The following is a 21,046-nucleotide window of genomic DNA, read 5'->3' as shown; positions in this document are numbered from 1 at the left end:
TTCTGTCGCAGGCGCCTCAGCGACTCGATCCGGCCTGGTGGGGGTGGGGGTCGCTGCGGCACCGGCGCGGCGGCAGCGAGGTTCGGCGCCGGCACCGGGCGAAGCGGGATCGGGATCGATGTTGCTGAGTTGCTGAAACATTAGGAAAGTTAACTAATAAAGTCAATGCACCGTTTCAGGTGAGCCGAGGTCGCTCGGCTGGTCGGGTGAATGGGGACCGCTGCGCGTCGCTCGGCGGGCATCCGTCCCGCCGTCGCCCGGCGGTGACCCGGTTCGGCCCGTGGTGGGTGTCTGGTGGCTCGAGGCCCGCCGTGCTCCTTGCTGGGCGCATGGACGGGGCAGCTCGACAGTGTGCCTACCAGGTTCGGTGCCGGGGCGGAGGACGCCGGGCCGGGCGGCGGTTCAGCGCGGCCGGAGGCCGTCGAGCAGCAGGTCGCAGACGGCGTCGAGCTGCTGCTCGATCTCCGGGTCGGCCCACTGGGCGCTGTGCGTCGGATCGTGGAACCGTGCGGTCGCGTGCAGCACCGCCCGGGCTGCTCGCGGCACGTCGCCGACGGCGAAGTCGCCGTCGGCGACCCCGTCCGCGATGATCCGGGAGAGCTGCGCGACCAACCCGTCCAGCGATGCGGCGATCACCGTACTGGCCTCGCCGACCAGCACGATGTAGGTGGCGAAGAGTTCAGGGTCGTCGAGCGCCGTCACGCGCTTCGCGCCGTGCAGCGTGTGCAGCCAGGACCGCAGCCGCTCGGGCGCCGGCGCGGTACTGGCGGTCACCGCCGGCAGGTCCGCGTGCACCCGGTCCAGCCACCGGTCGGCGACCGCCTCGCGCAACGCCGTCTTGCTGGCGAAATGCCGGTAGACGCTGCCGTGGCTCACCCCCAGTGCCCGGGCGACGTCCACCACGGTCGCCTTGGCTGGGCCGAAGCGGCGGAGGACCTCCTCCGCCGCTTCGAGGATCCGTTCCGGGGTCAGCGTCGAGTCGGCCATGGGCACTATTTCACCGTTCGCTGTCCAGGTGCTCCATCAGGGGGGCGGCGTAGCGGGCGCCGGCGGCGGAGTCGACCGGTACCGCCCGCTCGATGGCGGCCAGGTCGTCGGCGTCGAGCTTCAGGTCGAGCGCACCGAGCGACTCGGCCAGCCGGTCCCGGCGCCTGGCCCCGACCAGCGGCACGATGTCGTTGCCCCGGCTGAGCACCCAGGCGATCGCCACCTGCGACACGGTCGCCCCGCGAGCCTGCGCGACCTCGCGCAGCGCGTCCACCAACAGCAGGTTCGCCTGGAGGTTGTCGCCGGTGAAGCGGGGGCTGAACGAGCGGAAGTCGCCGGGGGAGAGCTGGCGGTCGGCGGTCCAGTGCCCGCTGAGCAGCCCTCGGGACAGCACCCCGTACGCCGTCACGCCGATGCCCAGCTCGCGACAGGTGGGCAGGATCTCCGCCTCGACGGTCCGGGACAGCAGCGAGTACTCGATCTGCAGGTCGGCGATCGGGTGTACGGCCTGCGCCCGGCGGATCGTCGCCGCGCCGACCTCGGAGAGGCCGATGTGGCGTACCCGGCCGGCGGACACCTGCTCGGCGATCGCGCCCACGGTCTCCTCGATCGGCACCGCCGGGTCGAGCCGGGAGAGCCGGTACACGTCCACGTAGTCGGTGTCGAGCCGGCGCAGGGTGTACGCGAGGAAGTTCTGTACCGCCTCGGGGCGACCGTCGATGCCGTTCCAGCCGCCCTCCGGGTCGCGCAGCGCGCCGAACTTGACACTGATCGCGACCTGGTCGCGGGCGCGCTCGCGCAGCGCGCGCCCGAGCAGCATCTCGTTGTGCCCGGCGCCGTAGAAGTCGCCGGTGTCCAGCAACGTGACCCCCGCGTCCAGGGCCGCGTGGATCGTCGCGACGCTCTCCGCGTCGTCGGCGGGCCCGTAGAGGTCGGACATCCCCATCGTGCCGAGGCCGAGGGCGGAGACCGTGGGTCCGTTGCTGCCGAGTGTCCGGTTCTCCATGTTCTGCTCCTGTTCGTGTCTGCCGGTCGCTGCTTCGGGCGGGCCGGCTGCCGGGTTCCGGCGGCGTCGGGATGCGGCGACTCCAGGCTGGCCGGTGGGCGGGCCGGGTGCCGGCGCTTCACCAAGTATGGACTGTCAACTGACAGAATCCAAACTCTGTCAGCCCAAGTGCCGAGCGCGGCTGGACTGATCGGCCGGTTATCGGTCCGGGGCAGGGGTAGGAGAGCCGGGGTGCGGAGAAGCCCCGGTCAGGAGGAAGCCATGAAGACCACCTGGAAGCCCGTCGACCAGCACGGGGTGATCAGCAGCAAGCAGTCGCGGGAACTGCCGGACAGTGCGTTCGCCTTTCCCGGCAAGCGCAAGGAGCCGCTCACCGACGCGTCGCACGTGCGCAACGCCATCGCCCGGTTCGACCAGACGCACGACGTCAGCGACGCCGAGCGGGACCAGGCGTTCGCGAACATCCTCGCGGCGGCGAAGCACTACGACATCCAGGTCGCCGAGTCCGACTGGCGGCAACTGGGCAAGCGTCCGCACACGCCGAATCCGGCACACGGTGGACGCAGCTCACGCGGTTGAGCGGCGCGGGCATCGCCCGGTGCGGTCAGGCCGCCCGGTGGTGGGTGTGGGCCTGGGTCGTCCCGGGCCGGGCCCGGACCAGCCGTAGGCGCGGCGGTGCCGGTGCCGGCTCCTCCTCGAACGTCGCCCGCCAGCCCGGCCCGGTCCGCTGCCCGTGTCGGGACGGCGGCTCGCCCGATTCCATCGTCGGGCGGGACAGGCCGAGAATGATCAGATAGCCGGCCAGGATCAGCCCGTGACTGAGGATCCGGTTCGGGTCGACCCGGCCGGCGATCGCGTCGTTGACCGAGAGCAGGGTCAGCACGGCGACGAACGCGGTCAGCGTGGGCACCAGGCCCAGCGGCCGGGTACGGCGAAGTGCGATCCAGGTGAATCCGGCGCCGAGCGCGACGTTCCAGGCTGCCGACTCGTGCCACAGGTGGTCGGGGCCGCCGCCGAGTACGACCTCGAGGCCGTGCGGATGCCCGGTCGCGCCGATGCCGGCGATCTGGGCCGCGCCGAGCAGGAACTGGGCGACGCCAACCACCCCGAGCGCGACCCGGAGCGTACCGGCCAGCCGGGCGGCCCGCCCCGGTCCGGGAGCGGCCGCGAGGAGCCGGTCGTCGATCTCCATCGGCGGCGGTACGACACTGGTCCGGGCGAGCCTGTTCAGCGCCGTCGCGCTCTCCAGCCAGCTCCGGCACTCCGCGCAGCCGGCGAGGTGGCGGTCCACCCCGGCCCGCTCTACCGGAGCCTCCTCGCCGTCCAGCCGGGCCGACAGGGCTTCTCGATACTGTTCGCACCGCACACACTCATAGTCGGGCCTGACGGTCCGCCGGTTCCCCCGGGGGTAAGCATTCTGCAGCCGAGCCTGCTCGACCGGGGTTCACCAGCATGATCGACCCGTTCGGCGATCAGATGCCCACCGGGGGTATTCGAGGTGGCCGCCGGTACCGGTAGCTTTGGGGCATGCCTCCCTCCGGCGTCGAGAGCGACGAGATCACCAGGCTTGCGCTGGCCGCCAAGGCCGGCGACCGCTCGGCGGCAGCGGCCTTCATCCGGGCGACCCAGCACGACGTGCAGCGGTTCGTCTCCCACCTGGTGGGTGCCGGCGAGGCGGAGGATCTGGCCCAGGAGACCTACCTGCGGGCGATGCGCGCACTGCCCCGCTTCGCGGCCAGGTCGTCGGCGAAGACGTGGTTGCTCTCGATCGCCCGGCGGGCCTGCGTCGACCACGTCCGGACCGCCATGCGCCGTCCCCGGGTCGCATCGCTGTCGGACTGGCAACTCGCCGCCGATGCCGAGCTGGCCCGGGGCAGCACCGGCTTCGAGGGCGCCGTGGAACTGGCCCGGCTGCTGGCGGACCTGCCGCCGGACCGCCGGGAGGCGTTCGTCGCCACCCAGGTGGCCGGGCTGAGCTACGCCGAGGCGGCCGAGGTCTGTGACTGCCCGGTCGGCACCATCCGGTCCCGGGTGGCCCGGGCCCGGGAGGACCTGGTCGAGGCCATCCGCGCCGACGGCTCCGGCCGCCGGCTCCGCTCGACGAGCTGACCGCCGCCGGCTCCCCTCGACGAGCTGACCCGCCCGCGCGACCGTGCGGTCCGCCCGCCGGAACCGGGGGCGGTGCCGGCCGCCGGATCAGGAGAGCGCGGCCTCCGCCGCGCCGGGCTCGGGCCCGGAGATCGGCAGGCAGACCCGGAAAGTGGTACGCCCCGGCTCGGACTCGACCCGGATGTCCCCGTGGTGCTTGTTGACCACGATCCGGTACGAGATGTCCAGCCCCAGCCCCGTGCCGTCCCCGATCGGCTTGGTGGTGAAGAACGGCTCGAAGATCCTGGACCGGACGTCGGCCGGGATGCCCGGTCCGGTGTCGACGATCTCCACCACGATCGAGCCGTCGTCCCGCCCGGTGCGTACGGTCAGCACACCCTCCTCGCCGATCGCGTAGAGCGCGTTGTCGACCAGGTTGGTCCACACCTGGTTGAGTTCGGCGGCGTAGACCGGGATCGCCGGCAGGCTGCGGTCGTACTCCTTCACCACCTGGACACCGGGCTTGACCTTGGCGCTGAACATCGCCAGCGTGGCGTCGAGCAGGTCGTGCACGTCGACCGTCCGGTGCGGGGCCCGGTCCAGTTGCGAGTACTGCTTCGCCGCCCCGACCAGCCCGGTGATCCGGCTCAGCGCGTCGTCGATCTCGCCGAGCAGCAGTTCGGTCTCGACGGTGTAGGTCAGCCACCGGATCGCCGGTTCCAGGTCGTCCGGGCGTACCGCGGCGCTGACCTGCTCCAGCCACGGCACGTCGATGCCTCCGGCGGTCAGCGTCGGGGCGATGTCCCAGCCGCCGGTGACGTCGTGCTCGTCCAGCCAGTCGGCCAGGGCGTCCTCGGCGTCGCTGGTCTCCAGCGGGGAGAGGGCGGGCGCGGTGACGGCCTGCTTGACCGCCTTCTCCTGGAGTTCGACCAGGCGTTGCAGCCGCTCCCCGTCGAGGCGGCCGTCGGCGATCATGGCCAGCTTGTGCCGCATCCCGGCGACCCGGTCCCGGAGCACCGAGCTGGCCCGGACGGCGGCGGCGGCCGGATTGTTCAGCTCGTGGGTCAACCCGGCCGACAGCGAGCCGAGGGCCAGCAGCCGTTCCCGCTCGCCGACGACGGTCTGGGTGGCCCGCATGCCGATGAAGAGCCCGTCCAGCAGGTGCATGGCCATCGGGAACCAGCGCCGCATCGCCGTGCTGATCACCTCGGCCGGCAACGTGAAGAGCGTCACCTCGGTGATCGCCCGCATCCCGTTCAGGTAGGTCTGCACCCGCTGCTCGTTCAGGTACGGCTGGGTCGCCCCGCCGTACACGCCGCGCTGGTCGGTGCGGGTGATCTCGACCCGGTCGCCCTGCACCATCCGGATCAGCGAGACGGTGCCGTCGAGCAGCACGTAGAAGCAGTTCGCCTCGGCGCCCTCGACGAAGATGTCGGCCCCGGCCGGCAGCCGCTGCACCCGGCCGTGCTCGTGGATGTAGCCGAGCTTCTCCTCGTCCAGCGACTCGAACAGGAAGAGCGTACGCAGTTCCTCGATCGCCAGCCGTTCGTCCGATCCGCCCATCTCGTCACCCGATCCGTGTTCGTGAGCCGTCTTCCACTCGACAATGCTTCACTGCGCCGCCAGGTACTGGTGGGCCAGTGAGACCACCATCGCACCCTCGCCGACGGCCGAGGCGACCCGCTTGATCGAGTCGGCCCGGACGTCCCCGGCGGCGAATACCCCGGGCAGGCTCGACTCCAGCGGGTACGGGTCGCGGGGCAGCGACCACCCGGCCGGCCGCCGGCCGTCGCTGCTCAGATCCAGCCCGGTCAGTACGTATCCCCGGGCGTCGCGGGCCACCACGTCGGCCAGCCAGTCGGTACGCGGCTCGGCGCCGATGAAGACGAAGAGCCAGGAGGCTTTCACGGTGCGCTGCTGCCCGACCCGGTTGTCGCAGATGACGAGCTGCTCCAGATGGTCGGTGCCCTCGCCGCCGACCACCTCGGAGTGCGGGTGCACCTCGATGTTGCCGATCCGTTCGATCTGCTCGATCAGGTAGTGCGACATCGAGCGGTGCAGGTCGGGGCCGCGTACCAGCAGGTGCACCCGGCGGGCGTGCCGGGCGAAGTAGACCGCCGCCTGCCCGGCCGAGTTCGCACCGCCGACGATGTAGACCTCCTGACCGGCGCAGTTCGGCGCCTCGGTCGACGCCGAGCCGTAGAAGACGCCCCGGCCGGTCAGATCGGCCAGCCCGGGTGCGGAGAGCTGCCGGTAGGAGACCCCGGTGGCCAGCACCACCGTGTGGGCGGCGATCGACGAGCCGTCGCTGAACCGGAGCAGCCGGGTCGCCCCGGCCGCCTCCAGCCCGATCACGTCCCGGGCGGTCAGTAGTTCGGCGCCGAACTTCAGCGCCTGCCGGCGGGCCCGGTCGGCGAGCTGCGATCCGGAGACTCCGTCCGGGAAGCCGAGGTAGTTCTCGATCCGGCTGCTCTGCCCGGCCTGGCCGCCGGTCGCCTGCCGCTCGACCAGCACCGTCCGCAATCCCTCGGAGGCGCCGTAGACCGCCGCGCCGAGCCCGGCCGGGCCACCGCCGACCACCACCAGGTCGTAGAAGTCGGCGGCCGGGGTGGTGGAGAGCCCGCACCGGTCCGCCAGTTCGGCCTCGGTCGGCTTCACCAGCGCGCTGCCGTCCACGGTGATCACCACCGGCACGTCGGCCGGGTCGGCTCCGGCGGCGGTCAGCAGCCGCCCGCCCTCCGGCTCGTCGGCCAGCAGCCAGCGGTACGGCACCAGGTTGCGGGCGAGGAAGTCGCGGATCTCGAACGACGGCGCGGACCAGCGGTGGCCGATCACCCGTACCTCGTCCGGGGCGGCTTCCGGGGTCGCTGCCCAGGCCTCCAGCAGGCTGTCCAGCACCGGATAGAGCTTCTCCTCCGGCGGATGCCAGGGCTTGAGCAGGTAGTGGTCGAGGTCGACGACGTTGATCGCGTCGATCGCCGCGTTGGTGTCCGCGTAGGCGGTCAGCAGCACCCGGCGGGCGGTCGGAAAGAGGTCCATGGCGGCTTCGAGGAACTCGATGCCGTTCATCTGCGGCATCCGGTAGTCGGCCAGCAGCACCGCGACCTGGTCGCCCCGGAGTTTGATCTCGCGCAGCGCGGTCAGCGCCTCCTCGCCGGAGGAGGCGCGGACCACCCGGTACCGGTCGCCGTAGCGCCGCCGTACGTCCCGGGCCACCGCGCGCGACACCGCCGGGTCGTCGTCGACCGTCAAGATCACCGGGTTCGCCATGGCACCAATGAAAGCATCCGGAACGGGCCTTGACGAACGTCGATAGCGACCCGCCGGTAGCGTCGGGCGGTTCAGTCCCGATTCGGTTGGATCAGCCGGATGCCGCCGACCGCCGGCCGGTCCAGGGTGGCCAGCGCCGCCGGTGCCTCGGCCAGCCCGATGGTCTGGGTGACCAGTTCCGCCGGTCGGAGCACCCCGGCGCCGACCAGCGCCAGCAGTTCCGGGTACGCGTGCGCGGCCATCCCGTGGCTGCCGCGCAGTTCCAACTCGTACCCGATGACCCGCTCCATCGGCACCGCCGGGTGCCCCTTCGCGGCCGGCAGCAGCCCGACCTGCACGTGCCGGCCCCGGCGTCGCAGGCTCTCGATCGACCCGGCACAGGTCGGCGCGCTGCCCAGCGCGTCCAGCGACAGGTGCGCGCCCCCGCCGGTCAGTTCGCGGACCGCCCCGGCCACCGCCTGCGGGCCGGGCAATGAACCTTTTTCCATCTCCCCTTGCGGTCCGTCGTGGCCGCAGGTGGAAGTCGGGGGCGGTTCAGGTGGAAAGAGGTTCAGCGTGCCGGCGTCCAGGCAGGCGGTGGCACCGAACCGGCGGGCCAGCTCCAGCGCGGCCGGGCTGACGTCGACCGCCACCACCCGGGCGCCGCAGGCCACCGCGATCATCACCGCGGAGAGTCCCACGCCGCCGCAGCCGTGTACCGCCACCCACTCGCCGGCGGCCACCCGGCCCTGCGCGACCACCGCCCGGAACGCGGTGCCGAACCGGCAGCCGAGCGCGGCGGCAGCGGCGAAGCTCAGCTCGTCGGGGAGCCGGACCAGGTTCACGTCGGCGTGCTCGACCGCGACGAGGTCGGCGTACGAGCCCCAGTGGGTGAAGCCGGGCTGGGTCTGCCGCTCGCAGACCTGCTGGTCCCCGGCGAGGCAGGCGGGGCAGGTGCCGCAGGCGCAGACGAACGGGGCGGTGACCCGGTCGCCGGGCCGCCAGCCGTGCACCGCCGGACCGACCGCCGCGATCACACCGGCGAACTCGTGCCCCGGCACGTGCGGCAGGCGGATGTCCGGATCGTGCCCCTGCCAGCCGTGCCAGTCGCTGCGGCACAGCCCGGTCGCCCCGACCTCGATCACCACGCCCGCAGGGCTCGGCACCGGATCGGGCACGGTACGCAGCTCCGGCCGCCCGCCGAACTCCTCGAACACCACCGCCCGCATGTCGATCATCCTCACACGCGTGAACCCCCGGACCCGGCCGGGCCCCTGCCGTCGGCTCGCGACGAACAGGGGCCCGGCTCGACCGGGTCGAACTCAGGAGCGGCGCTGGTCAGGATGGACCGCAAGGGAAGGTCGAGAAAGGTTCGTCGTCTGGCCAACGTGGACCCGGCGGGTCATCGAGGTGAGTGGTTACACATCAGGAGAACATTTAGTATTGGCGATGATCTACCCAAACGATCGCTCAACCGGCACCCTTTCACCGCAATTATCCGGTCCGCTGGGGGCGGTTGCAGCCTACCAGGCCCGGACGCGGAGACCGCGACGCGCGACGTGACCGGATCGGGGTCGGTGACGCGGCGTGACGGTCGACCAGTGGGCGTGACCAGGCAGCAAAGTGCAGGTGGCAACTTGCAATCTGGCATCTTGCCGGCCTCCGGCCGGGTGTGGCCGTCGTCGCGCCGGAGCGCCAATACAATGGCACAAGCCGATACCTTGACTTACCGTCGGCCGCAGCGCATCGTGAGATTCCAGATGTCGTTGGGAGTTACGGGGTAACTCATTCCCGGTGGGCCAACTATTGCCGCCGGGGCCCTGCCATCGGAACCCTACGACAGCGCCCGAGCGTGGGCCAGGAGGCGGCCATGGAACTCAGCCCGTTCGCTGGTACCTATCTGACCGACCCGGCCACGGTGTGGCGGGATCTGCTGGACCGCCCGGAGAGCGTGCACTACGCCGAGGACCTGGGCATGTGGTTGATCAGCCGGCACGAGCACGTCCGGCAGGCGTTCGGGGACGCGGACAGTTTCGGCAACGCCCTCACCCTGGCCCCGGTCTACGAGATGTGTCCCGAGGCGCTGGCGATCGTGATGCGGCTCGACGTACCAGCGACGACGGCCGCGGCCGACTCTCCGGTGCACACCCGCACCAGGCGGGCGCTGCGGGCCACCTTCGCCAACACCGGCCCCCGGGTCGCCGCCCAGTACGGGCCGATCGTGCGGCGCCGGGTCGACGAACTCGTCGACGCCGTCACCGCCCGCCGGGGCGAGGTCGTCGACCTGATCGGAGAGTTCACCGCCCTGCTGCCCCTGCTGGTGGTGCTGGACATCCTCGGCGTACCCGATCGGGACGTGGCCCGGATCCGGCAGTGGGCCGACGGGCAGATCGCCCTCGTCTGGGGCCAACCCGACCCCGCCGAACAGGTACGCCTCGCCCAGGGCCTGCTCGACTTCTGGCACTACTGCCAGGACCTCGTCGGCCAGCGCGCCGACGGCGACCTCGACGGCGACGACTTCGTCTCCCGGGCACTGCGCTACCGCGACGGCGACGACGAGATCCTCACCGTCGGCGAGGTCGCCTCCATGGCGTTCAACCTGCTCGTCGCCGGCCACGAGACCACCGCCGGACTCCTCGCCCACGGCCTGGAACAGGCGCTGTCCGTGCCGGGACGGTGGGAACGCATCGCCGACGACCCGGCCGGCGTCCCGGCCTTCCTGGAAGAGGCGCTCCGGTTCGGTCCCGCCATCGACGGCTGGCTGCGGGTGACCCTGCGACCGGTCACCATCGGCGGCGTCACCATCCCGGCCGGCCAACGGTGCCTGCTGCTCATCGGCGCCGCGAACCGCGACCCGGCGACGTTCACCGGTCCGGATCGGTTCGATCCGGACCGGGACGACGTCAAGGATCATCTCTCCTTCGGTTACGGTCCGCATTTCTGCATCGGTGCCGCACTGGCCCGCCTCGAGGCCCGGATCGCGCTCGTACGGCTCGCGGAGGCAATTCCCGGCCTGCGTCTGGTGCCGGGTCACGTAAGTACCTACAAGCCCAATGTCGCGTTCCGTGCGCACCGGGTGCTGCCCGCGGTCGTCGATATCGGCAGTGCGCCGAGGGAACGGCAGGAAGATCCACCGGACGCGCTTACCGCCCGTGCCGCCTAGCCGATCCCGTGCCGACCGGCCAATTCGCGTCCCGAGTCCCGGCCCGCCGATACCGGCCCGGCTGACGGCGGGGCCGGGTCAGGGCATCCGGGTACGCCGGACCGGGCGCGCCGGAGTCGGCCGACTCGGATCACGCTCTGTCAATGAGCCGCAAGGGATCGATCGACATCGTCACATCGACGGATGGCCGGTGTCTCCGGTCTCCGACCGATGATTGCGGAGTGTCGCCATTCGCCGCTCACGGCGGAAGGGATGAATCCGGGCAACCGGTGGTGGTCCGTTCCTTCGTAGATCGTTTTCGTACCGTCAAGTAGATCGGCGTGCGAGGTTTTTCACTTACCGTCAACGATAGGTGGCGCGTAAGGCTTCACACCCGTCGCTGCGGAGGTAAGAATTGGCCCCGGCAAATGCCGGGTCATGATCTGTGCTGCGCGTCTCATGATCTGGTGCGAGTGATCGGATCGCTGACCAACGAAGGTGAGCAAATGGACGCTGCGTCGTCAGGTACCGCTGAGTCGATGGCCACCCGACAGTTCCAGCGCGAACTGCGCCGCTGGCGTACCCGCAAGGGGCTGACCCAGCGCGCCCTCGCCGACCGCGTACGGTTCAGCCGGGAGACGGTGGCGGCGGTGGAGGCGGGCCGCCGGTACGGCAGCCAGGAGCTGGCGGTGCGTTGTGACGACGTACTCGGGACCGGGGGTCTGCTCACCGCGCTCTGGCCGCAGGTGGCGGTCGAGCAGATCGCCGCGGACGGACGGCGCGGGCCGCGCGGCGCCGCAGCCGGACGGGTGGACCCGACCGGGGCCGACCCCGAGTCCACCGTCGAGTCCACCGTCGGGGAACGACAGTCCGTGGTGGACGCGATCGACGAGCTGCGGGGCCTGATCGACCAGATGTTGCGGGTGCACTTCCCGGCGGAGTCCGACCGGCGGCCGGAGGAGGTGCACCGGCTCACCGAGGAGGCGCACCGCCTTGCGGCGCAGGTGCACCGGTTGCACGACGACGACGCCGGCGACCCGGACGACCCGCGGTCGGCGGAGGAGTCCCGGCAGCCGGTGGCCGAGTCGCGCCGGCCGCCCGGCGAGGCCCGCCGGCCCTTCGCCGAGTCCCACCGGCGAGGTCGGGTCGGCGCACTGCGCCGCCGGCACTGAACCGCTCTCACCTGACTGTCGTGCACCAGCAGACGCGGGTCGGCGAGCGCGTCGACCAGCCTCCCGGGTATCGCTGCCTGCGGAAGTAACTGCCTGTTCATCGGCGGGTACAGATAGTGGTACGAGCTGTTTGTACCACGGTTAACCCTGTTGCCCGGCCCCGCCGGTCCGGCGCAATGGGACTTGCTAACTGCAAGATGCAGATCTCCTCGATGACGAGCCGTGGGAGTCAGTCTTGGCCTCGACCACCCGATCCCACGCGGCCCGACCCCAGCCCGTACGCCGACGCGGCTGGAAGATCGCCTCTCGGATGCGCATCATCGTGGCCGCGCCGTTGGTGGCGGTCGTCGGGTTCGCCGGACTGGCGCTGGCAGACAGCGCCCGGCAGGCCGAGCAGGCCAGCGACCTCGGCGTACTTGCCCAACTGGGCGCCGAGGCCGGCCGGCTGGCCTACCAGCTCCAGCGGGAACGGGCGGCCGCGGCCGACCTGCTGACCGCCGCCACGCCCCGGCAGCAGGACACCTACGCCCGGCAGGCGGCCGCCACCGACGAGATCGTCGCGCGTTACCAGCGGCAACGGGCGCTCGCCCCCGAGCCGGCCGCCGGGCCGGGCAGCGTACTGGCCCGGATCGACAACGCGCTGGCCGACCTGTCGCCGCTGCGGACCCAGGTGCGTACCGCCGCACACGCGGCCGTCTCCGCCACCACGTTCAGCTACCGGATCGTCATCGCCGACCTGCTCGCGTACCGGGAGTCGATCGCCCAGGGCGTGATCTCCGCCGAGGTCGCCGACGGGATCCGGGCCGCCGCCGCGCTGTCGAAGACCGCGGAGGCGCTCGGCCAGCAACAGGTGACGGTGCTACGGGCGATCGCCGCCGGCCAGCTCACCCCGGCGATGCAGCAGGACATCACCGCCGCCCGGACCGGCTTCACCGAATCCAGCCTGGCCTTCCTCGGTCTCGCCCCCGGCCAGTGGCAGGTCTGGTGGGAGCAGGCCGGCAGCGGCAAGGAGGCGCTCACCCTGCAACGCCTCCAGGACCAGGTCTCCCGGGCCGAGATCGGCGCCCCGCTGGAGGTCGAGACCAACGCCTGGATCGGCGCCACCCAGGGCTGGGCCGCCCGGCTGTTCGAGGTGCAGCAGCGGGTCGACTCCGCCGTGCTGGCCGAGGTGGACGCGGCGCGGGTGGAGCAACGCTGGCGGGCCGTCGCCGAGGGCGCCGCGATGGCGGTCGCGCTGCTGCTGACCGTACTGGTCACCTGGGCGGTCGCCCGGCAGATCACCCGACGGCTGCGCCGACTGCGGGACGCGGCGCACGCGGTGGCGTACACCGAACTGCCGGCGATGGTCGCCGAACTGCGCAGCCTGGACAGCGCCGGCATCCATCCGGAGGCCCTCGCCCGGGCGTCCGCCTCCACCCTGGAGGCGTCCAGCGGTGACGAGATCGGCGAGGTCGGCCAGGCGTTCGCCGCCGTACACCAGGCGGCCGTGCGGACCGCCGCCGAGCAGGCGGTCATGCGGGCCAACACCGCGGACATCTTCGTCCACCTCAGCCGCCGCGAGCAGCGGCTGGTGGACGCGGTACTGGCCCAGGTGGACAAGGTCGAGCAGGACGAGACCGACCCGGAACGGCTACAGCAGCTCTACACCCTGGACAGCCTGGCGACCCGGATGGGACGGATCAACGCCAGCCTCCTCGTGCTCGGCGGTGTGGGCGTCGGGCGGGTACGCCACGAGGACGTACCGATGCAGAAGGTCGTGCAGGCGGCGCTGTCGCAGATCGAGCACTACACCCGGGTCCGGATCGGCGTCGTCGACCCGGACGTGGCGGTCGCGGCCGACAAGGTCGACGAGGTGGTGCACCTGCTCGCCGAGCTGATGGACAACGCGACCGCGTACTCGCCGCCGGAGACCGAGGCATGGGTGACCGCGCGCAGCCTCGGCGACCGGGTCATCGTGCAGGTCAGCGACGAGGGTGTGGGGCTCTCGCTGCAACGGCTGGCACAGCTCAACGACCTGCTGGCCCGGCCGCCGGCCACCGACGTGGCGGCGGTCCGGGCGATGGGTCTGGTCGTGGTCGGCCAACTCGCCGGTCGGCTCGGGGTGGCTGTCGAACTACGGCCGGGTCCCAAGCTCGGCACCATCGCCGAGATCTCGCTGCCGGCGACGCTGATCCGCCCCGTCCCGCCGGAGACCCAACTGCTGGCGCCGGGCCGGCTGTCGGCGATGCCGGAGGGCCGGGCACGCGGCACCGCCGTACCGGTCTCCTCGTCGACCGTCACCCCGAACGGCCCGGCCCGGCGGCCGACCTCGGAGCGGGCGCTGCCGTCCGGGTCGGTCTTCCGGCCGGCGGCCCAGCGGGCCGACCGGGGCGACGACCCGACCCAGGAGCTGGTCATCTTCGAGCAGGTCAACAACTGGTTCCGTACCGACCGGTCGGGCACTCCGGTCGGGGCGTCCACGGGCAACGGCGCGGGCAACGGCGCGAGCAGCCCAGTGGGGGTCAGTCCCGAACCGGTCGGCCCGCCGGTCGGTGCGTCCAACGGGACCGGTGGATCCAACGGTGGCTACGCCACGACGGGCTGGCAGACCCGGGGCGACGAGGGGTGGCGGGCCGCCACCGGGCTGGCCAACCCGGACATCTCCGGGACCACCCCGTCCGGGCTCCCGATCCGTCAGCCGCAGCGGCACCTCGTGCCGGGCGGCGTCGCCCCGCCACCCGAACAGCAGCCGGTCTCGGAGCACCGCGACCCGGCCGAAGTGGCCAACGCGATGGCCGCCTACGCCCGGGGCGTGGCCGCCCGCCGTCCCAAGCTGGTGAACGCCTCGGCGACAAGCGACGCGACAGGGAGTACTACGTGAACCAACGAGATCTCGGCTGGATGCTGGACAGTTTCGTCGAGCGGGCCCCGGAGGTCAGCCACGCCATCGCCATCTCCAGCGACGGCCTGATGGTGGCGTCCACCCGGAACCTGCCACCGGACCGGGCCGACCAGCTCGCGGCCACCGGCAGCGGCCTGGTCAGCCTGCTCCGGGGCGCCGCGGGCTTCTTCGAAGCGGGCGCGGTGATCTCCAACGTCACCCAGCTCGAGGGCGGCTTCATGTTCTCGATGGCGTTCAACGACGGTGCCTCGCTGCTGGTCCTCGCGGCGCCCACCTGCGACGTCGGCAAGGTCTCCTACGAGATGACGGAACTGGCGAACCGGATTGGAGACGTACTGACGCCGGCGGCCCGCGCCGCGGTGGCGCAGGGACGCTGACGGCGGCGCGGCGCCCGATGGCCGGAGCCAGTTCCGACACACCGTGCCGCCGCACCGCCAGGTGGCCCGGGCCGGCCTCCCGCGAAAGTCGTCGTCCCGGCACCACCCTCCGGCCGGCTCCGCCAGCCCGGCGGCCACCACCCCACGACCACACCTTCCCCACAACCTTTCTCACCCCTCGACTGGAGAAGTCATGCCTTTCCCCACCGGTACGAGCCGGCGTCGCGCCCTGACCGGCGCGCTGCTCGCCCTCGGGTTGACCGTGGCCGGTAGCGCCTGCAACAGCGGCGACGGCGCCGGCGGCACGCCGGGCACGATAAAGATCGGTCTGCTCGCCTCGCTCTCCGGCACCTACGAGGCGGTCGGCACGGAGATCCGCGACGGCTTCGAGCTCTACCTGCGGATGCACGACGGCAAGCTCGGCGGCCACAAGGTCGACCTGATCGTCGCCGACGAGGGTAACGGCGCGCAGACCGCCGTACCCGCCGCCACGAAGCTGATCAAACAGGACCGGGTGCAGGCGCTCACCGGGATCGTCGGCGGCGGCTCGGTGGCCGGGGTCGCCCCGGTGCTCGCCGAGGCGAAGATCCCGTTCGTCGGCTCCAACGGCAACCCGGGGCTGAAGGACGTCTCCCGGTCCTGGTTCACCTCCTACCTCTCCGACGAGCCGGGCGCGGCGATCGCCGAGTACGTCCGGGACAACGTCAAGGGCGAGGTCTTCGCGATCGGCCCGAACTACCAGGGCGGCTGGGACGAGCTGCGCGGCTTCACCGACACCTTCAAGGAGATCGGCGGCAAGCTCGCCAACCCGGACGGCAAGACCCTCTGGACGCCGTTCCCGCAGACCACCAACTTCCTGCCGTACTTCGCGAAGATCAAGGCATCCGGTGCCGAGGCGGTCTTCACCTTCTACGCCGGTACCGCCGCCGTCGACTTCGTGAAGCAGTACGCCCAGTCGGAGATCAAGGACCTGCCGCTCTACGCCGCCGGCTTCCTCACCGAGGGCGGCGTGCTGAACGCACAGGGCGAGGCGGCCCGGAACATCTACTCCGTACTCAACTACTCGCCCGACCTGGACAACGCCGAGAACCGCTCCTTCGTGGCGGCCTGGAAGGAGAACCACGACGGTTCGCCCACCACCTACGCGATGGCCTCCTACGACGCGGCGGCGGTGCTGGACAAGGCGATCGGCGCGGCCGGCGACAACCCCACCCCGGAGGAGATCAACAAGGCGATCGCCGGACTCGGCCAGATCGACAGCCCGCGCGGCACCTGGCAGTTCTCCAAGGAGACGCACTCGCCGGTGCAGAAGTGGTATCTGCGGCAGGTCCGGCAGGACGGGCGCGCACTCTCCAACACCGTCGTCGGTGACCTGGCGACCGTGGGCGGATGATGCTCGAATCGGCGCGGGTCCTCGGCCCGGTCGACCCGTACCTGATCCCGGCTCTGGACGGTGTCGCCTACGGGTTGCTGCTCTTCGTCGCGGCGTCCGGGTTGGTGTTCTGCTTCGGCGTGGCCAACATCCTCAACCTGGCGCACGGGCTGCTGTACGCGATCGGCGCGTACCTCGCCGCGGCGCTGCTGGACGGCGGCTGGGGCAGCCTGCTGCTCGCCCTGGGCGTGGGAACGCTGGCGGCGGCCGGTGCGGGAGGCCTGCTCGCGGGCCTGCTCGCGCCGGTCGCCCGGCGTGACCACCTGACCCAGGCGCTGCTGACCTTCGGAGTGGCGCTGGCCGGGGGCGCCCTGCTGGTCACGGCGTTCGGCCCGGACAGCCTTCCGGTGCGGATCCCCGCCGCGCTGGACCGCTCGGTGGAGGTGGCCGGGCACCGGTACGCGGCGTACCGGCTGGTCTTCATCGGGGTGGCCGCGGTGATCGCGGTGCTGCTCTGGCTGGCGGTGACCAAGACCCGGGCCGGGATGCTGGTTCGGGCGGCGGTCGACGACGCCGACATGGTCGCCTGTCTGGGGGTGAACCCGGCCCGGATCCGGCTCGGCGTGCTCGCCGCGGCCGGCGCGCTGGCCGGTGCCGCCGGGGTGCTCGGCGCGCCGATCATCGGTCCGGCGCCGACCACCGGCGACACCGTGCTGCTGCTCTCGCTGGTCGTGGTGGTGCTCGGCGGCCTCGGCTCGGTCCAGGGCACGCTGGTGGCCGCCCTCGCCGTCGGCGAGATCCAGAGTCTCGGCGTCTCGCTGGCGCCGACCGCCGCGCCGTTCCTGCTCTTCGCGGCGATGGCTCTGGTGCTCGCCGTCCGGGCCCGTGGGCTGCCCGGTCGGTTCCTGCGGCTCCGACCAGGGGGTACGACATGACCCCGGCCGCCCGGCGCTGGCTGGCCCGGGCCGGGGGAGCCGGACTGCTCGCCGTCGCCGTCGCGGTGCCCTGGTCCGTGGACGCCTACACCACCTCGCTCTTCGCCCGCACCCTGGTGCTGGGGCTGGTCGGGGTGAGCGTGGCGCTGCTGACCGGGCTGGCCGGGCTGCCCACGCTCGGCCAGACCGGGCCGTACGCCGCCGGTGCGTACGCCAGCGCCCTGGTCGCGATGCACGTCTCGTCGATCGGGGTGGTGCAGGTGCTCACCGGGGCGGCGGCCGGCGCGCTGTTCGCCCTTCTCACCGTGCCGCTGGTGGTGTACGCCCGAGGCGTGGTCGTCCTGATGATTACCCTGGCCATCGGTGAACTGACGGTGACCGCCGCCGGTCGGTGGACCTCCGTCACCGGAGGGACCGACGGGCTCGCCGGAATCCCGGCGATCCAGCCCGTCTGGGGCATGGCTCCGCTGGCCAGCGACCGCGCACGCTATCTGTACACGCTGGTCGTCGTCGGGGTGGTGATAGCGGCCATGGTGATGCTGTTGCGTACGCCGGCAGGGCTGCTGTTGCGGGCCAGCCGGGACGACGAGGCGCGGACCCGCGCCTCCGGACACCGGGTCACCGGCTACCTGGCGGTGACCTTCGTCGGGGCCGGGGCGGTGGCGGGGGTCGCCGGCTCGCTGCTGATCACCGCACAGCAGTACGTCTCGCCGGCCGACTTCGGCTTCGACGTCTCCGCACTGCTGCTGCTCGGCGTGGTGATCGGTGGTGCGGCGTCGATCGGCGGCGCGATCGTCGGTACCGCCCTGGTGATCGCGGTACGGGACTGGCTCTCCGGCCTGCTGCCCGGGTACGCGCCGCTGCTGCTCGGCGGTCTCTTCGTGCTGACCGCCTATCTCTTCCCCCGTGGCGTGGCCGGTTTCTCGACCGAACTCGCCAACCTGGTCAGGTCCCGTTCGCGGGGCCGGACCGGGCCGGGGGATCGCCCCGGGACGGGAATCCAGGGCCGCCCGTCCCGGGGCGAACCCGTCGGGGCCGCACCGACGAGCGGGGAGACGCGATGACGGCACTCGCGACGACACCACTGCTCACGGCCGAGGCGGTGGTCCGCCGGTACGGCTCGCTGATCGCGGTGAACCGGGTGGACCTCCGGGTCGCCGACGGCGAGCGGCATGCCCTGATCGGGCCGAACGGCGCCGGCAAGACCACCCTGCTCGACCTGATCGGCGGGGCGACCCGGGTCGACGGCGGGCGGATCCGCTTCGCCGGCCAGGACATCACCCGGCTCGGCCCGGCCCGGCGGGCCCGGATCGGGATCGGCCGGATCCACCAGCGTCCGGCCGTCTGGCCGTCGCTGACCGCACTGGAGAACGTCGTGGTCGCCGGCTGGCACCAGGCCGGCGGGTTCTGGGACGTACGCTCCCGGAACCGGTTCCGGCGGCGGCTGCGCGGGCCCGCCCTGGCCCTGCTCGACCGGGTCGGACTCGCCGGCACGGCGTCGACCACGGCGGCACACCTGTCGCACGGGGAGCGGCGCCAACTGGAGATCGCGATGGCGTTGGCCGGCCGTCCCCGCCTGCTGCTGCTCGACGAGCCGGCCGCCGGACTCTCCGGAGTGGAGGTGCACCGGCTGGCCGAGCTGCTGGCGGAACTGCCCCGGGACGTGTCGGTGCTGCTGGTGGAGCACCGGCTGGACCTGGTGTACGCGCTGGCGGACACGGTCACCGTGCTGCACGACGGGCGGCTGGTCGCCAGCGGCGAGCCGGACGAGATCCGCCACGCACCCGCCGTCCGGCGGGCGTACGCCGAGGCGGTGCGGTGATGCTGCGGGTGCAGGGCCTCCGCGCCGGCTACGACGGCGGTACCGTGCTGCACGACGTCGACCTCGAGGTGCCGGTCGGTACGGTGCAGGCGCTGGTCGGCCGCAACGGCGCCGGCAAGAGCACCCTGGTGCACGCCGTCGCCGGCCTGCTGCGGCCGTACCGGGGAATCGTCTCGGTCGACGGCGCGGACCTGGCCGGCAAGCCGGCGCACCGGGTGGCCCGGGCCGGCGTCGGCCTGGTGCCGCAGGGGCGCCGGGTGTTTCCGCGGCTGACCGTCTCCGAGCACCTGACGCTGGCCGCCTCGCTGCGCCGCCGTGGCCGGTCGCGGTCCGGTCCGAACTGGACGGTCCCGGGAGTGCTGGAACTGCTGCCCCGGCTGGCCGAGCGGTTGGGTCACCGGGGCAACCAGCTCTCCGGCGGGGAGCAGCAGATGCTTGCCATCGCCCGGGCCCTACTCACCCAGCCCCGGGTGCTGCTCCTCGACGAACCGGGCGAGGGGCTCGCCCCGGACCTGGCGGCCCGGGTCCGGGAACTCGTGACCCGGCTCGCCGGGGCCGGGTTGTGCATCCTGCTCGTCGAACAACAGCTCCAGCACGCGATCGAGGTCGCCGACCGGATCGCGGTGCTGGACTACGGCCGGCTGGTCTTCGCGGACTCGACGGCCGCCGTGCGCGCCGACCCCGCCCCGGTGGAGGCGGTACTCAGTGTGGCGGGCGCGGCCACGCCGGCAGGGACCGGACCGGTCCCGTCCGGCCAGGAGTCCACGGTCCCGACCGGTCCCGACTCCGCCCGCTCCGGGCCAACGGGAGGCCCGGGCACGCTCGTGTCTGATTCCGACCCCTCGGCGGACCCCAGGGCCGCCCCGACCACATCCTCTTCGTCACCCGCACCCTGAGAACCCGTCGGATCCCGACGTTCGTCGCACCGCTGACCTCCGTGTCGGCACCGGTACCCCCACGTTCCTCCGGTGCTGACGCGCGATGACGCGTGCCCGGATTGTCGTCACAGATCATCACGAAGGAGGTACCGATCGTGACTGCCACCCCTGTCAAGAGCAGCTACGCGTTCGACAACCGCTCTCCGGAGGCCGAGGCGCAGATGCGGGCGCTGGAGTCGTTCCTCGATCCGATAACGGCGGAGCGGCTCGCCCCGGTGCTGATCCCCGGCGCGAGGTGCTGGGAGCTGGGCGCCGGGGGCGGTTCGATCGCCCGGCACATGGCCCGGGTCGTCGGACCCACCGGGCTGGTCATCGCGACCGACATCGAACCGTCCCGGCTGGAGCCGGAACACAACCTCGTCGTACGCCAGCACGACGTCCGGACCGGCGCGCCGGAGGGCGGCCCGTTCGACGTCATCCACGCCCGGCTGGTCCTGCTGCACCTGCCGGAGCGGCGACGGGTACTCGCCGAGCTGATCGGTGCGCTCGCCCCGGGCGGCGCCCTGGTCGTCGAGGAGTTCGACTGCACCGCCGGGCTGCGGGTGCTGGCCGCGCCGACCGACGACGCGGCGAAGCTCTTCCAGCAGGTGATGGAGGCGACCCTCGGCATCCTCCAGGACCGGGGCGCCGACCTGGCCTGGGCGCAGGACGTACACACCGAGATGGTGCTGGCCGGGCTGACCGACGTGGACACCATCACCCACTCGCAGAGCTGGCCGGGCGGCTCGACCGGGGCCTCGCTGCACGAGACGAACTCCCGCCAGCTCGAACCCCGGCTGCTCGCCACCGGACTCTCCCCGAACCAGTTGGAGGGGTTCCGCGAACTCGCCAAGGACCCGGCCTTCGCCTCGCTGTCGTACCAGTTCGTCTCCACCCGGGGCCGGCGGCCGAGCCGGGGCTGTGTGAACTGAGCATTTTTCCGCGCCAGCGGGCGGCGAGTCGGGGCCGACGGCGGCCGCTCCCTCCCCGGCGGCATGACCGCAGGACCCGCCGATCCGGCTGGCCGGTCCGGCGGTCGACCGGAGCGCTACGGTCGACCGCCCGGCCCCCCCCGCCCCACCCTAACGCGCGCGGGCT

General features: G+C 72.3%; 18 protein-coding genes. 12 read left to right on the top strand and 6 right to left on the bottom strand.

From position 1 onward, the window contains the following. Nucleotides 1–402: 402 nt before the first annotated feature. On the bottom strand, nucleotides 403–987 hold the full coding sequence (locus R6Y94_RS36485) for a TetR family transcriptional regulator (protein ID WP_318396401.1): 585 nt from the start codon (nucleotides 985–987) through the stop codon (nucleotides 403–405). Between the two features lie 10 nt (nucleotides 988–997). Further along, nucleotides 998–1,993, bottom strand: a complete 996-nt coding sequence (locus R6Y94_RS36480; RefSeq protein WP_318396400.1) for an aldo/keto reductase — start codon at nucleotides 1,991–1,993, stop codon at nucleotides 998–1,000. 261 nt (nucleotides 1,994–2,254) lie between these two features. On the opposite strand from R6Y94_RS36480, the gene R6Y94_RS36475 reads away from it, so the two are divergent. Further along, on the top strand, nucleotides 2,255–2,572 hold the full coding sequence (locus R6Y94_RS36475) for a DUF6582 domain-containing protein (protein ID WP_318396399.1): 318 nt from the start codon (nucleotides 2,255–2,257) through the stop codon (nucleotides 2,570–2,572). A 25-nt stretch (nucleotides 2,573–2,597) separates the two neighbouring features. Here the strand turns inward: R6Y94_RS36475 and R6Y94_RS36470 are convergent, their stop codons facing one another. Beyond that, entirely contained in the window at nucleotides 2,598–3,359 is a 762-nt protein-coding gene (locus tag R6Y94_RS36470) for a zf-HC2 domain-containing protein (protein ID WP_318396398.1), read from the bottom strand. 161 nt (nucleotides 3,360–3,520) lie between these two features. Here R6Y94_RS36470 and R6Y94_RS36465 point away from each other — a divergent pair, with 161 nt between their 5' ends. Next, entirely contained in the window at nucleotides 3,521–4,102 is a 582-nt protein-coding gene (locus R6Y94_RS36465) for a sigma-70 family RNA polymerase sigma factor (protein WP_318396397.1), read from the top strand. An 87-nt stretch (nucleotides 4,103–4,189) separates the two neighbouring features. Here R6Y94_RS36465 and R6Y94_RS36460 read toward each other — a convergent pair whose 3' ends face one another. The 3 genes from R6Y94_RS36460 to R6Y94_RS36450 form a co-directional block, all read right to left on the bottom strand. Then, on the bottom strand, nucleotides 4,190–5,644 hold the full coding sequence (locus R6Y94_RS36460) for an ATP-binding protein (protein ID WP_318396396.1): 1,455 nt from the start codon (nucleotides 5,642–5,644) through the stop codon (nucleotides 4,190–4,192). Nucleotides 5,645–5,692: 48 nt separating this feature from the next. Continuing rightward, on the bottom strand, nucleotides 5,693–7,351 hold the full coding sequence (locus tag R6Y94_RS36455) for an FAD-dependent oxidoreductase (RefSeq protein WP_318396395.1): 1,659 nt from the start codon (nucleotides 7,349–7,351) through the stop codon (nucleotides 5,693–5,695). Nucleotides 7,352–7,422: 71 nt separating this feature from the next. Further along, nucleotides 7,423–8,568: a zinc-dependent alcohol dehydrogenase family protein gene (locus R6Y94_RS36450; protein ID WP_318396451.1), complete on the bottom strand. Its 1,146-nt coding sequence runs from the start codon at nucleotides 8,566–8,568 to the stop codon at nucleotides 7,423–7,425. A 632-nt stretch (nucleotides 8,569–9,200) separates the two neighbouring features. On the opposite strand from R6Y94_RS36450, the gene R6Y94_RS36445 reads away from it, so the two are divergent. The 10 genes from R6Y94_RS36445 to R6Y94_RS36400 all read left to right on the top strand — a co-directional run bounded on the left by R6Y94_RS36445 (nucleotide 9,201) and on the right by R6Y94_RS36400 (nucleotide 20,880). Beyond that, nucleotides 9,201–10,493, top strand: a complete 1,293-nt coding sequence (locus tag R6Y94_RS36445) for a cytochrome P450 (protein ID WP_318396394.1) — start codon at nucleotides 9,201–9,203, stop codon at nucleotides 10,491–10,493. A 518-nt stretch (nucleotides 10,494–11,011) separates the two neighbouring features. Further along, nucleotides 11,012–11,644 carry a helix-turn-helix transcriptional regulator gene (locus R6Y94_RS36440; protein ID WP_318396393.1) on the top strand — a complete coding sequence of 211 codons (633 nt, stop codon included), beginning with the start codon at nucleotides 11,012–11,014 and terminating at the stop codon, nucleotides 11,642–11,644. 310 nt (nucleotides 11,645–11,954) lie between these two features. Next, nucleotides 11,955–14,504 carry a nitrate- and nitrite sensing domain-containing protein gene (locus R6Y94_RS36435; protein WP_318396392.1) on the top strand — a complete coding sequence of 850 codons (2,550 nt, stop codon included), beginning with the start codon at nucleotides 11,955–11,957 and terminating at the stop codon, nucleotides 14,502–14,504. A gap of 20 nt (nucleotides 14,505–14,524) precedes the next feature. Next, complete coding sequence (locus R6Y94_RS36430) at nucleotides 14,525–14,902, top strand: roadblock/LC7 domain-containing protein (protein ID WP_318396450.1); 378 nt, start codon at nucleotides 14,525–14,527, stop codon at nucleotides 14,900–14,902. A 193-nt stretch (nucleotides 14,903–15,095) separates the two neighbouring features. Then, a complete protein-coding gene (locus R6Y94_RS36425) occupies nucleotides 15,096–16,295 on the top strand; it encodes an ABC transporter substrate-binding protein (protein WP_318396391.1) in 1,200 nt (399 codons plus the stop codon). Then, the gene (locus R6Y94_RS36420; RefSeq protein ID WP_318396390.1) at nucleotides 16,292–17,209 is read left to right on the top strand and encodes a branched-chain amino acid ABC transporter permease; all 918 of its coding nucleotides are present in this window, start codon (nucleotides 16,292–16,294) and stop codon (nucleotides 17,207–17,209) included. Before R6Y94_RS36425 ends, R6Y94_RS36420 begins: the two co-directional genes overlap by 4 nt. Further along, nucleotides 17,206–18,273 carry a branched-chain amino acid ABC transporter permease gene (locus R6Y94_RS36415; RefSeq protein ID WP_318396389.1) on the top strand — a complete coding sequence of 356 codons (1,068 nt, stop codon included), beginning with the start codon at nucleotides 17,206–17,208 and terminating at the stop codon, nucleotides 18,271–18,273. The genes R6Y94_RS36420 and R6Y94_RS36415 overlap by 4 nt, the downstream gene beginning before the upstream one ends. Next, nucleotides 18,270–19,031, top strand: coding sequence for an ABC transporter ATP-binding protein (locus R6Y94_RS36410; RefSeq protein ID WP_318396388.1), 762 nt, complete (start codon nucleotides 18,270–18,272; stop codon nucleotides 19,029–19,031). The genes R6Y94_RS36415 and R6Y94_RS36410 overlap by 4 nt, the downstream gene beginning before the upstream one ends. Continuing rightward, nucleotides 19,031–19,927 (top strand): ABC transporter ATP-binding protein, encoded by an 897-nt coding sequence (locus R6Y94_RS36405; RefSeq protein WP_318396387.1) that lies wholly within the window; start codon nucleotides 19,031–19,033, stop codon nucleotides 19,925–19,927. Before R6Y94_RS36410 ends, R6Y94_RS36405 begins: the two co-directional genes overlap by 1 nt. Nucleotides 19,928–20,064: 137 nt before the next feature. Continuing rightward, a complete protein-coding gene (locus R6Y94_RS36400; protein ID WP_318396386.1) occupies nucleotides 20,065–20,880 on the top strand; it encodes a class I SAM-dependent methyltransferase in 816 nt (271 codons plus the stop codon). Nucleotides 20,881–21,046: the final 166 nt, after the last annotated feature.

It is taken from the genome of Plantactinospora sp. KLBMP9567 (genome assembly GCF_033446045.1).
Lineage (GTDB): Bacteria > Actinomycetota > Actinomycetes > Mycobacteriales > Micromonosporaceae > Plantactinospora.
Note: the sequence above shows the minus strand (reverse complement) of the source record. Positions and strands in the feature narration are given on the sequence as shown.

What these genes read in the sequence shown, in the direction of transcription:
- R6Y94_RS36485 (WP_318396401.1), bottom strand. Translation starts at nt 987, where the DNA reads ATGGCCGACTCGACGCTGACCCCGGAACGGATCCTCGAAGCGGCGGAG.
- R6Y94_RS36480 (WP_318396400.1), bottom strand. Translation starts at nt 1,993, where the DNA reads ATGGAGAACCGGACACTCGGCAGCAACGGACCCACGGTCTCCGCCCTC.
- R6Y94_RS36475 (WP_318396399.1), top strand. Translation starts at nt 2,255, where the DNA reads ATGAAGACCACCTGGAAGCCCGTCGACCAGCACGGGGTGATCAGCAGC.
- R6Y94_RS36465 (WP_318396397.1), top strand. Translation starts at nt 3,521, where the DNA reads ATGCCTCCCTCCGGCGTCGAGAGCGACGAGATCACCAGGCTTGCGCTG.
- R6Y94_RS36460 (WP_318396396.1), bottom strand. Translation starts at nt 5,644, where the DNA reads ATGGGCGGATCGGACGAACGGCTGGCGATCGAGGAACTGCGTACGCTC.
- R6Y94_RS36455 (WP_318396395.1), bottom strand. Translation starts at nt 7,351, where the DNA reads ATGGCGAACCCGGTGATCTTGACGGTCGACGACGACCCGGCGGTGTCG.
- R6Y94_RS36450 (WP_318396451.1), bottom strand. Translation starts at nt 8,568, where the DNA reads ATGATCGACATGCGGGCGGTGGTGTTCGAGGAGTTCGGCGGGCGGCCG.
- R6Y94_RS36445 (WP_318396394.1), top strand. Translation starts at nt 9,201, where the DNA reads ATGGAACTCAGCCCGTTCGCTGGTACCTATCTGACCGACCCGGCCACG.
- R6Y94_RS36440 (WP_318396393.1), top strand. Translation starts at nt 11,012, where the DNA reads ATGGCCACCCGACAGTTCCAGCGCGAACTGCGCCGCTGGCGTACCCGC.
- R6Y94_RS36435 (WP_318396392.1), top strand. Translation starts at nt 11,955, where the DNA reads ATGCGCATCATCGTGGCCGCGCCGTTGGTGGCGGTCGTCGGGTTCGCC.
- R6Y94_RS36430 (WP_318396450.1), top strand. Translation starts at nt 14,525, where the DNA reads ATGCTGGACAGTTTCGTCGAGCGGGCCCCGGAGGTCAGCCACGCCATC.
- R6Y94_RS36425 (WP_318396391.1), top strand. Translation starts at nt 15,096, where the DNA reads ATGCCTTTCCCCACCGGTACGAGCCGGCGTCGCGCCCTGACCGGCGCG.
- R6Y94_RS36420 (WP_318396390.1), top strand. Translation starts at nt 16,292, where the DNA reads ATGATGCTCGAATCGGCGCGGGTCCTCGGCCCGGTCGACCCGTACCTG.
- R6Y94_RS36415 (WP_318396389.1), top strand. Translation starts at nt 17,206, where the DNA reads ATGACCCCGGCCGCCCGGCGCTGGCTGGCCCGGGCCGGGGGAGCCGGA.
- R6Y94_RS36410 (WP_318396388.1), top strand. Translation starts at nt 18,270, where the DNA reads ATGACGGCACTCGCGACGACACCACTGCTCACGGCCGAGGCGGTGGTC.
- R6Y94_RS36405 (WP_318396387.1), top strand. Translation starts at nt 19,031, where the DNA reads ATGCTGCGGGTGCAGGGCCTCCGCGCCGGCTACGACGGCGGTACCGTG.